Here is a 10,881-nt window from a genome sequence, read left to right as displayed (position 1 = left end):
GTCTTAAAAGTCTATATCAAAGATATGAATTTCTGCGTCAGACTTAATTTGAACCGCCGTATACGGAACCGTACGTACGGTGGTGTGAGAGGTCGGGAGTTAGTCGCTCCCTCCTACTCGATTGTTTAAAGTTAGAATTGATTTGATTAGATGAAGCTTCAATACGAAACAAAAAATATTACTCTTGTCTAATGGCTAACCTGAAAATATCATCTTAAAAGATAATCCTAATAAAATGATTCCTTTATTCATGAGCCGTGGAGAGTTTTTTTATTAGCATGGATGTCTCTTTTTTAAAGATTGTTGTTTTTGAGATATTTATTTTAAAAGACAGAAGTTGATTACAACGGAAGGTGCGAGACTCCTGTGGGAATAGCGGGAAGGCTGAGACCCCGCAGGAGCGTATGCGACGAGGAGGCTCAGCTCACGCCCCAAGGAAAGGGAGCATCCTGGAGTTGTAATCAACTAACACATTCTAAAATAGCAACAAGTTATCAAACAGAATTTAAATTAAAATAAAATACTTGGATACTAATTGATATTTGGCTAAACTAATTATGAATAATACATATTAAGAAATGATAGGTGAGATAATGATAAAGTATTTAAACGTAGGTAAGATCGTAAATACACATGGTATCCGTGGTGAGATACGTGTTATATCTAGAACAGATTTTCCAGAGCTTCGATATAAAAAAGGAAATAGTTTATACTTATTCAAACAAAACGAAACAAACCCAATTGAAGTGAAAATAGAAAGTCATCGTACCCATAAAAATTTTGATTTATTAACACTTGAAGGATACAATTCTTTAAATGATGTTGAACCGTTAAAAAATGGAATATTAAAGATTAAAGAAGAACAAAAGCACTCTTTAGAAAAAAATGAATTTTATTATCATGAAATCATCGGTTGTGTTGTAAACACGACAGAAGGTGAAGAAATAGGGAAAATAAAAGAAATTTTATCTCCAGGTGCAAACGATGTATGGGTTATTCAACGTAAAGGTCAAAAGGATGCATTAATCCCTTATATCGAACAAATTGTTAAAGAGATAGATGTAGAAAATAAAATCGTAACAATTGAGGTAATGGAAGGATTACTATCATGAAAATAGATTTTTTAACATTATTTCCTGAGATGTTTGAAGGTGTAATACATTCTTCAATCTTAAAAAAAGCACAAGAAAAAGAAGCAGTATCTTTTCAATGTGTAAATTTTAGAGAGTATTCTACAAATAAACATTCAAGTGTTGATGATTATCCATATGGCGGAGGAGCAGGTATGGTATTAGCTCCACAACCTATTTTTGATGCCGTTGATACGTTAGTAGGTCAAAGTGATACGAAACCACGAGTTATTTTGATGTGTCCTCAAGGAGAGCGTTTTACGCAGCGAAAAGCAGAGGAATTAGCGAAAGAAGAACATTTAATTTTTATTTGTGGTCATTATGAGGGCTATGATGAACGAATCAGAGAAAACTTAGTGACTGATGAAATTTCGATTGGCGATTATGTTTTAACTGGTGGAGAGCTTGGTTCTATGGTCGTGGCAGATAGTGTTGTAAGGCTCTTACCTGGAGTACTAGGAAATACTACATCAAAAATAGAAGATTCGTTTAGTACAGGGTTATTGGAGCATCCTCATTATACTCGCCCAGCTGAGTTTAGAGGATATAAGGTACCAGATGTACTTCTTTCAGGTAATCATGCGCATATAGAAGAATGGCGGAAAAAACAATCTTTGAAACGTACTTTAGAGCGTCGAAAAGATTTATTAGAAAGTTATCCACTAACTAAGCAAGAGGAAAAGTGGTTAGCAGAATTAGGAAAGAATGAAAAAGAATAATGCATATTGCATATGAATTCTAATTATGTTAAACTATCTCTTGTGGCTTAAGTGAGGACTTTGGCCCTTTATTTTCGGTGTTCCGCTGTGAGCAAAGTACTTGTAAGAGCATCGGTCGGAAGGAGAGCATATAAATATGCAACAATTAATTAATGATATCACAAAAGAACAACTTAGAACTGACTTACCAGCGTTCCGTCCTGGTGACACTGTAAAAGTACATGTTAAAGTTGTTGAGGGTACTCGTGAACGTATCCAGTTATTTGAAGGTGTAGTAATCAAACGTCGTGGTGGCGGCATCAGCGAAACTTTTACTGTTCGTAAAATTTCTTACGGTGTTGGTGTTGAGCGTACGTTCCCAGTACACACTCCAAAAATTGCTAAGTTAGATGTAGTTCGTCGCGGTAAAGTACGTCGTGCTAAACTTTACTACCTACGTGCACTTACTGGTAAAAAAGCAAGAATTAAAGAAATTCGATAGTTTTCCTAGGGGGGCTTGTTCTTACAAGCTCCTTTTTTACAATTTTATACTAAAATTTACATTAAAAATTAACGAAATTTCGTTACAATTTTGGTAATATGTTATCTTTGATATGTAGACTTACATGTATTTAGGAGGGAATCGAATTGAAGGAAAGTAACGGTGGAGTATGGGATATAATTAAAACAGTATTTATTGCACTAGTTTTAGCATTAGGTATCAGAACCTTTTTATTTACACCTGTTTTAGTTGATGGTGTTTCAATGATGCCTACGTTAAAGGATCATAGTCGTATGATCGTAAATAAAATTGTCTATAAAATACATCAGCCAGATCGATTTGATATTGTCGTATTCCATGCAACGCCAACGAAAGACTATATTAAACGTGTTATTGGATTACCAGGGGATACAGTAGAATATAAAAATGATGTGTTATACATAAATGGCAAACCATATAAAGAACCATATTTAAATGAATTTAAAAAAGAGACAACAGATGGTCCATTAACTGAGGATTTCAATCTAGAAGAAGTTATAGGACGAAAAACAGTTCCTAAAGGTGAAGTATTTGTTTTAGGAGATAATAGAAGAGTAAGTAAAGATAGCCGAATAATTGGAGCAGTTCCAATGGATAAAATTTTAGGAAAAGCTAGTGTTGTATTTTGGCCGTTTTCAGAAGCGAAAATAGCAAAATAAAGAAAAAATAAGTAGGTGACAGCATGACAATACAATGGTTTCCTGGACATATGGCAAAAGCTAGAAGACAAGTAACAGAGAAGCTTTCTGTTATTGATGTCGTCATAGAATTAGCAGATGCACGTGTACCAGCATCTTCAAGAAACCCAATGATTGATGAAATCATTTCAAATAAACCAAGACTGTTATTATTAAACAAAGCTGATTTGGCTGATCCTCGCACTACTAAGCAATGGTTGTCCTATTATGAAGAACAAGGAGTTAAAGCTATTGCAATTGATGCGCAATCTGGACAAGGATTAAAAGCAATCATTACAGCATGTCAACTTTTAGTAAAAGAAAAGTTTGACAAAATGAAGGCTAAAGGAATTAAACCTAGAGCGATTCGAGCATTAATCGTAGGTATTCCGAACGTTGGAAAATCTACATTGATTAATAAATTAGCAAAGAAAAATATTGCGAAAACAGGCGATCGCCCAGGTGTAACACAAGCACAGCAATGGATAAAAGTTGGAAAAGAAATTGAACTGTTAGATACTCCTGGAATTCTTTGGCCGAAATTTGAAGATCAACAAGTTGGTTTTAGATTAGCAACAACAGGTGCAATAAAGGATAGTATCATTAATTTACAAGAAGTAATGGTTTTTGCTTTAAACTATTTAAGAGAAAAATATCCAGATATATTGAAGGAGCGTTTCGATTTAGATGATGAAACGTTTAATTCAGAGGATATCGTACCATTATTTGATCATATAGGGAAAAAACGAGGCTGTCTAATGGCAGGTGGCATTGTAGATTATGATAAAACGTCTGAGTTATTCTTACGTGAATTAAGAGCAGGCAAACTAGGGCGTTTAACCTTTGAAACGCCAGACATGTTAAATACAGAAGAACTGATTGAAGAATAAAGTGCGCATACGTGCGTGCTTTTTTCATTTTTTTAAAGATAAGGTTTTTTTCTTTTGAAAGTAAAATTAGAAAATAAATTGCCGATATTATTTAAAATAAGGAGTTATTTATGGGTTATTCGATAAAAGAACTAAAAGAAATATTAGAGACTATTTCTGATGTAAACGATGAAACATTGCGATCGATAAAAATGGATGAACGGATTGGGGTCCAAAAACTGGTTGCAAAATGGATGAAGGATCAAGAAAAAAGAAAATTGGCTTTAGAAAAATATAAACTGATGCAGGCATATGAAGAAGACCTGATTAACAATGGAGTAACCTTGATTGCAGGTGTTGACGAAGTTGGGAGAGGTCCACTTGCTGGTCCAGTTGTAGCAGCAGCGGTAATATTAAAAAAAGATGCAAATTTAATTGGAATTGATGATTCTAAAAAACTTTCAAAAGGAAAAAGAAAATTCTTCTTTGAACAAATTAAAACTGAAGCTGTGTCTTATGGAATTGGAATTTGTACATCAAAGGAAATTGATCAACATAATATTTACGAGGCAACAAAAATAGCAATGGAACGAGCTATTTCAAATTTAAATCCATCTCCTCAGCACCTATTAATTGATGCGATGAAATTAGCACTACCTATCTCTCAAACGTCAATTATTAAAGGAGATGCGAATAGTATCAGTATTGCTGCAGCTTCTGTTCTTGCAAAAGAAACAAGAGATGCGATGATGGAAGAGTTAGGAGAAAAATATCCGGAATATGGATTTGAAAAGCATATGGGATATGGTACAAAAGAGCATTTAAATGCAATAAAAGAAAAGGGAATAATCGATGAACATAGACGTTCATTTGCACCAATAAAAGAATATAGTTAGGGTGTATGATGTATGCCAAATGCAGGGATATCTTCTGTACTTTCAATAAATAATAAATATTTTCTACCAATGAATGAATTAAAAGAAGGCCAAATCGTTCTTGGGAATATTACGGAGCTTACGGAAGACAGTAAAGCAAAAGTAATGATAAATGGAAAAATGATTGATGCAACAATTGTAGCGAGTACAATTAGCAAAGGTAAGTACTATTTTGAAGTAAATAGTATGGTCGATGGACAAGTCCAATTAAAATTAGTTTCTGAGTTTAAAGAGAACGATTCTAAAACGGCGTCTCAAATATTATCAGAATTGGATCTACCTTTGTCCCAAGAAGCTTCAGACGTTGTAACGATGTATTTAAAGGCGAATCGACCGATTACAAAAAATGAACTAGTTGAGATTTTAAATAGTTTGAATAAAATCAACAATAAACAAAATGGGCTTGATACGATCTCATTTTTGCTTAAAAAAAATTTACCTTTAAATAATGTATTATTTTCAACAATGAATGAAGGCGTTAACTTGTCACTAAGTAATTTGCTGAACGAACTAGAATTTGGATTAAACAATGCAACGAATCCAACTAATCAACTACAGGACATAATCAAATTAATAAAAAATAGCTCAGTTATAGGTGAATTTCAAGACCAACAACTAGGGCTTGCTACTAATTTACTTGGTGAAAATGGAACGGATGAGCAATTGAAAATGTGGACTACTAGCTTTTCAGGGCAGGAAATAAAAGATGTTAATTCCTTTAAAGGGGTTGTTAGTCAGCAACTTATGCAAAGTGTAAAGCACTCACCTATTCTTGCAAAAGAATTTATTAATTCAGTGTTAGAGTTTCCTAGTTTCGAAGAATTTAAATCATTTTTTAATAAAATACCTGATGCCATAGTAAATGAGTTTTTTATCGCAAATGAGCAAGAAATAGAAGCTTCAGCAAATTTGCAAACAGTTTATACTGACAACAATGATGAGAATTTATCTTTAAAACAAGATAAGTCTGTTTTACAGAAAACAGAGGATCATTCTACTTTAGTACCTGTTCTTTTTAAGAACAAGGAAGCAATTGAGTTTAGTAGATTACTTCAAAAAGAAATCATTCAAAATAAGGGGTTCTTACCCCAAATAGCAGCAAATGTTTTAAATAAATTAAATAACTTAGATCAAGTTAATCAATTAACAAAATTTCAACAACAATCACTAATACTAAATTCTACAATTGGAGATAACCATAATACATTTAGTCAAAGTAGTAATATATTGCACGTTCTTACAAGTTTCATTGAATCAGCTAGTAACGAAAAACTACCATCGACTTTAGGAACGATTCAAGATTTAATGGGTACTAAATATGAGCAAAACTTACAACAAGTTAAATTTGATTCCAATCATTGGAACATTGACAAGTTTCCTAGTTTAAAGGAAATCGCTTTAAAAGCACTTGATTCTGATTTACCGAATAGTATAAAAGAAAAAATCGAACAAGTTGTTACAAAGATAACATCACAGCAGTTAGTTACAATCCATCAGGATGGACCACAGGTACAATATACAGCTACTATCCCGTTATTTTTAAATAATTTTGCGACAGATCTAACTGTTCAATGGACCGGACAAGAAAAAAATAATCAACAAATCCAATCAGATTATTGTAAGATATTATTTTATCTAGAACTAGAAACATTGAAAGAAACAATGGTAGATGTATCTGTCCAAAATCGAGTAATTCAAGTAAATATTGTAAATAATCATGAAAAGTTGAATGAACTAGTACAAGCTGCTACTCCAATCTTAAAAGAAAATCTTGCTAAATTAGATTTTACGTTATCATCTATAAAGACTTCGCCATTTACAATTGAAAGTGAAGGGACAATAAAAGAAATTAAGTTTAATAGTAGCCTAGTATCAAGCAAGTCTTATCATGGAGTGGATATAATTGTATGAAGAAAGAAGTGAAAAGAAAAGAAGCTGTTGCGTTAAGATATAATTCTGAGAAAGAACATGCTCCTAAAGTTGTGGCAAAAGGAAAAGGATTAATAGCAGATGAAATGCTTTTAAGGGCAAAAGAGTTCGGAGTCCCAGTTCAGGAAGATCCTTCTTTATTAGAAGTTTTAGGAAAGTTAGAGATTAATCAAACGATACCTGAGGATTTATATGCTGTTGTAGCTGAAATCTTTGCATTAATCTACAGAGCAGATCAACAAATAAAGAACGAAAATAATCTTACAATAAAAAAGTTCGACGAAATCTAAGTCGAACTTTTTTAATTATGGCTATTTTGTTTAAATAACTGTTGATTAAGAAGTTGATTGGAGGGAAATCAATTAAGATTATTAATAACATATAAAAAAACATTTTAAAAATAATGACTCTTTTTAAAAGATTGTTTTTATTGGATTTTATTTTTAAAGACAGAAGTTGATTCGGGCGGAAGGTGCGAGACTCCTGTGGGAATAGCGGGAAGGCTGAGACCCCGCAGGAGCGTTAACGACGAGGAGGCTCAGCTCACGCCCCACGGAAAGGGAGCAACCTGGAGTTGTAATCAACTAACGCATTCTACAATAACAACAATATATACGAAAACAGCCCCAAAAATAGAATTTATTATAAAAGTGGTCAATAAGTTAATTATTATTCTAAGGTAAATAATGTTATCGAAATTACTTGAATAGTTAATAAACTCTACAAAAATATTACTTAATATTCCTTTATTTTCTAACAAAAGCAATTTCTTGAGACAAAAGTATTAGAATATTAATTTCTTTCTTACTAAAGTATTTACAGTCATTTCACTTTTATATACAATAAGAATGTATTTTTTATCTTTTTGCTTTAAATAAAGGGAGGATGGGTTATGAATATCCATGAGTATCAAGGGAAAGAACTCCTAAGAAACTATGGGGTTAGTGTACCTAATGGTAAGGTTGCATTTACTGTCGAAGAAGCTGTTGAAGCTGCAAAAGAACTAGGTACTACCGTATGTGTTGTGAAAGCTCAAATTCACGCTGGTGGCCGTGGTAAGGCTGGCGGTGTTAAAGTAGCTAAGAATTTAGATGAAGTGCGTACATATGCAAGTGAAATTTTAGGAAAAACTTTGGTGACACACCAAACTGGTCCTGAAGGCAAAGAAGTTAAGCGCTTACTAATCGAAGAAGGCTGCGATATTCAAAAAGAATATTACGTTGGTTTAGTATTAGATCGTGGTACTTCTAAAGTTGTTCTTATGGCATCAGAAGAAGGTGGAACTGAGATTGAAGAAGTTGCAGAACATTCACCTGAAAAAATCTTTAAAGAATATATCGACCCAGCTGTAGGCTTACAAGCTTTCCAAGCTCGTCGTATTGCATTTAATATCAATATCCCAAGTAATCTAGTAAATCAAGCTGCAAAATTCATGATGAACCTATACAATGTGTTCGTTGAGAAGGATTGTTCAATTGCTGAAATCAATCCATTAGTAACTACTGGTGATGGCAAAGTAATGGCATTAGATGCAAAATTAAACTTTGACTCAAATGCTTTATATCGTCATCCAGAAATCGTTGCTTACCGTGATTTAGAAGAAGAAGATGTAAAAGAAATCGAAGCTTCTAAATTCGATTTAAACTACATTTCTTTAGATGGTAACATCGGTTGTATGGTTAACGGTGCAGGTTTAGCTATGGCTACAATGGACATCATTAATCATTATGGTGGAGACCCAGCTAACTTCCTTGATGTAGGTGGAAATGCAACTGCTGAGAAAGTTACAGAAGCATTTAAAATCATTCTTTCTGACAAAAATGTTAAAGGTATTTTTGTTAACATTTTCGGTGGAATTATGAAATGTGACGTAATTGCTCAAGGTGTAATTGAAGCTACTAAACAAGTTGGGTTAGAATTACCACTTGTTGTTCGTTTAGAAGGAACAAACGTTGATCTTGGTAAAAAGATGTTAAACGAATCAGGCTTAAATATCGTTGCTGCTGACTCAATGGCAGACGGTGCACAAAAAATCGTTTCATTAGTGTAATATAGGAAGGCGGGAAACAGAGTGAGCGTATTCATTAATAAAGATACAAAAGTTATTGTTCAAGGTATTACTGGTTCTCAAGGTAGATTCCATACTCAACAAATGTTAGAATACGGTACAAAAATTGTTGGTGGAACATCTCCTGGTAAAGGCGGAACAGTTGTTGAAGGCGTACCTGTATTTAATACACTGATTGATGCAGTTAACGAAACTGGTGCAAATGCGTCTGTAATTTATGTTCCACCTGCATTTGCTGCAGATTCAATTATGGAAGCTGTTGATGCAGAATTAGATATCGTTATTTGTATTACTGAAGGTATTCCAGTACTTGACATGGTAAAAGTTAAAAAGTACATGGAAGGCAAGAAAACAAGACTAGTAGGACCAAACTGCCCAGGAGTAATCACTCCAGATGAGTGTAAAATTGGTATTATGCCAGGTTACATCCACAAAAAAGGTCATGTAGGTATTGTTTCACGTTCAGGTACATTAACTTATGAAGCAGTACATCAATTATCACAAGCAGGTATTGGACAATCATCTGCTGTAGGTATTGGTGGAGACCCAGTAAATGGTACTAATTTTATCGACGTGTTAAAAGCATTTAACGAAGATCCAGAAACTTATGCTGTTATCATGATCGGTGAAATTGGTGGAACTGCTGAAGAAGAAGCTGCAGAGTGGGTTCGTGAAAACATGACTAAACCTGTAGTTGGATTCATCGGTGGTCAAACAGCTCCTGCTGGTAAACGTATGGGTCACGCAGGTGCAATCATTGCAGGCGGTAAAGGTACTGCAAAAGAAAAAATGGCAACAATGGAAAGCTGTGGAATTAAAGTAGCAGCAACTCCAGCTGTTATGGGTGAAACATTAATTGCTTCTATCAAAGAACATGGCATCTATGAAAAATGTAAAACTCATGAGGCATTAGTATAAAATTAAGTATAAAGTAATAGTAGCTCCCTATAAAGGGAGCTACTGCTTTTGAAAGGAGCTACTAATGGAGAAAAAGAAATCAAGACTGCTTCATGTACATGCTTTTTTATTTGATAAATACACAGCACTTAAGCAACTCCTCTTATTTAATCCAACTTTAGATAATTTATATGAATTTACAATAATCGAACTTCAGCGTATTACTAGATTATCCTCAAAAGAGGTAGAAAAGTTCTACAAATTTCTACATTCTACAAACTCTTCCGAATTACTTCAAAGTTATAATCAACTTTCAATCCAAATAACTACGATTTTTGATTCTGATTATCCAATCCTTTTGAAAAATATATTTGATCCACCTTTTGTCATCTATCTGTTAGGTAAAAAAGAATTACTTCAAACTGATAAATTAATTAGTCTAATTGGTTCTAGAAAACCGACTATGTTTGCTAATATAATTGGAAATGAATTAATACCTCCACTTGTGAGTGAAGGTTGGATAACAATAAGTGGTTTAGCTAAGGGAATTGATACGTTAGTACATGAGAAAACAATCAAATCAAATGGAAATACAATTGCTGTCATTGGAAATGGGTTTCAGTATATTTACCCAAAAGAAAATGATAATTTATCAAAATTAATCGCATCAAAACATCTTCTTTTAACAGAATATCCGCCGTTTATCCCACCTCAAAAATGGTATTTTCCAAAGCGAAATCGAATTATTGCAGGATTATCAAAGGGAACAGTTGTGTTAGAAGCAAAAGAAAAAAGCGGAACGATGATAACAGCTGATTTAGCATTAGAGTATGGAAGAGAAGTATTCGCAGTTCCAGGTCCGTTTATAATGGATGAATATATAGGATGTCACAGATTAATTCAATCTGGTGCTAAATTAGTAGTTTCAGCAAATGATATCATACAAGAGTTGGAATATAGCTATCATTTTATCAAAAAAAATAACTAGTTTTAAAAAAAGATTGACAACACTACATATTTGTATGTTATTTTAGAGGCAAATTAAATTTGACTAATATATGTATAAAACTATACAATTTGTTGATGAATGAATATATTATCTAAATTAAAAACAGGAATTTTAATGATGAATAACTA

Annotated in this window: 11 protein-coding genes; all 11 read left to right on the top strand. The window is 33.3% G+C overall.

The features are described from left to right. The first annotated feature begins 593 nt into the window (after positions 1-593). The 11 genes from rimM (at position 594) to dprA (ending at position 10,732) form a co-directional block, all read left to right on the top strand. Positions 594-1,112 carry a ribosome maturation factor RimM gene (gene rimM / locus J5Y03_RS13850; RefSeq protein WP_209406606.1) on the top strand — a complete coding sequence of 173 codons (519 nt, stop codon included), beginning with the start codon at positions 594-596 and terminating at the stop codon, positions 1,110-1,112. Continuing rightward, positions 1,109-1,849, top strand: a complete 741-nt coding sequence (gene trmD / locus J5Y03_RS13845; RefSeq protein ID WP_209406605.1) for a tRNA (guanosine(37)-N1)-methyltransferase TrmD — start codon at positions 1,109-1,111, stop codon at positions 1,847-1,849. Before rimM ends, trmD begins: the two co-directional genes overlap by 4 nt. Before the next feature lie 136 nt (positions 1,850-1,985). After that, on the top strand, positions 1,986-2,330 hold the full coding sequence (gene rplS / locus J5Y03_RS13840; protein WP_209406604.1) for a 50S ribosomal protein L19: 345 nt from the start codon (positions 1,986-1,988) through the stop codon (positions 2,328-2,330). Positions 2,331-2,470: 140 nt separating this feature from the next. After that, on the top strand, positions 2,471-3,028 hold the full coding sequence (gene lepB / locus J5Y03_RS13835) for a signal peptidase I (RefSeq protein ID WP_407648442.1): 558 nt from the start codon (positions 2,471-2,473) through the stop codon (positions 3,026-3,028). 23 nt (positions 3,029-3,051) lie between these two features. Then, the gene (ylqF, locus tag J5Y03_RS13830) at positions 3,052-3,936 is read left to right on the top strand and encodes a ribosome biogenesis GTPase YlqF (protein ID WP_209406602.1); all 885 of its coding nucleotides are present in this window, start codon (positions 3,052-3,054) and stop codon (positions 3,934-3,936) included. A gap of 110 nt (positions 3,937-4,046) precedes the next feature. Next, positions 4,047-4,811 carry a ribonuclease HII gene (locus tag J5Y03_RS13825; protein ID WP_209406601.1) on the top strand — a complete coding sequence of 255 codons (765 nt, stop codon included), beginning with the start codon at positions 4,047-4,049 and terminating at the stop codon, positions 4,809-4,811. A gap of 12 nt (positions 4,812-4,823) precedes the next feature. Beyond that, complete coding sequence (locus tag J5Y03_RS13820) at positions 4,824-6,761, top strand: hypothetical protein (RefSeq protein ID WP_209406600.1); 1,938 nt, start codon at positions 4,824-4,826, stop codon at positions 6,759-6,761. Continuing rightward, positions 6,758-7,069, top strand: a complete 312-nt coding sequence (locus J5Y03_RS13815) for an EscU/YscU/HrcU family type III secretion system export apparatus switch protein (RefSeq protein WP_209406599.1) — start codon at positions 6,758-6,760, stop codon at positions 7,067-7,069. Before J5Y03_RS13820 ends, J5Y03_RS13815 begins: the two co-directional genes overlap by 4 nt. Positions 7,070-7,671: 602 nt before the next feature. Next, positions 7,672-8,829 (top strand): ADP-forming succinate--CoA ligase subunit beta, encoded by a 1,158-nt coding sequence (gene sucC, locus J5Y03_RS13810; RefSeq protein WP_209406598.1) that lies wholly within the window; start codon positions 7,672-7,674, stop codon positions 8,827-8,829. 21 nt (positions 8,830-8,850) lie between these two features. Next, positions 8,851-9,765, top strand: coding sequence for a succinate--CoA ligase subunit alpha (gene sucD, locus J5Y03_RS13805; protein WP_209406597.1), 915 nt, complete (start codon positions 8,851-8,853; stop codon positions 9,763-9,765). A gap of 64 nt (positions 9,766-9,829) precedes the next feature. Next, positions 9,830-10,732, top strand: coding sequence for a DNA-processing protein DprA (gene dprA, locus J5Y03_RS13800; protein ID WP_209406596.1), 903 nt, complete (start codon positions 9,830-9,832; stop codon positions 10,730-10,732). The last annotated feature ends 149 nt before the right edge of the window (positions 10,733-10,881 follow it).

It is taken from the genome of Gottfriedia endophytica (genome assembly GCF_017814275.1).
Taxonomy (GTDB): domain Bacteria; phylum Bacillota; class Bacilli; order Bacillales; family Bacillaceae_G; genus Gottfriedia; species Gottfriedia endophytica.
Note: the sequence above shows the minus strand (reverse complement) of the source record. Positions and strands in the feature narration are given on the sequence as shown.

Excerpts from the sequence above, each read along its gene's own strand:
- rimM (WP_209406606.1), top strand. The coding sequence starts at position 594 with ATGATAAAGTATTTAAACGTAGGTAAGATCGTAAATACACATGGTATC.
- trmD (WP_209406605.1), top strand. The coding sequence starts at position 1,109 with ATGAAAATAGATTTTTTAACATTATTTCCTGAGATGTTTGAAGGTGTA.
- rplS (WP_209406604.1), top strand. The coding sequence starts at position 1,986 with ATGCAACAATTAATTAATGATATCACAAAAGAACAACTTAGAACTGAC.
- ylqF (WP_209406602.1), top strand. The coding sequence starts at position 3,052 with ATGACAATACAATGGTTTCCTGGACATATGGCAAAAGCTAGAAGACAA.
- J5Y03_RS13825 (WP_209406601.1), top strand. The coding sequence starts at position 4,047 with ATGGGTTATTCGATAAAAGAACTAAAAGAAATATTAGAGACTATTTCT.
- J5Y03_RS13820 (WP_209406600.1), top strand. The coding sequence starts at position 4,824 with ATGCCAAATGCAGGGATATCTTCTGTACTTTCAATAAATAATAAATAT.
- J5Y03_RS13815 (WP_209406599.1), top strand. The coding sequence starts at position 6,758 with ATGAAGAAAGAAGTGAAAAGAAAAGAAGCTGTTGCGTTAAGATATAAT.
- sucC (WP_209406598.1), top strand. The coding sequence starts at position 7,672 with ATGAATATCCATGAGTATCAAGGGAAAGAACTCCTAAGAAACTATGGG.
- dprA (WP_209406596.1), top strand. The coding sequence starts at position 9,830 with ATGGAGAAAAAGAAATCAAGACTGCTTCATGTACATGCTTTTTTATTT.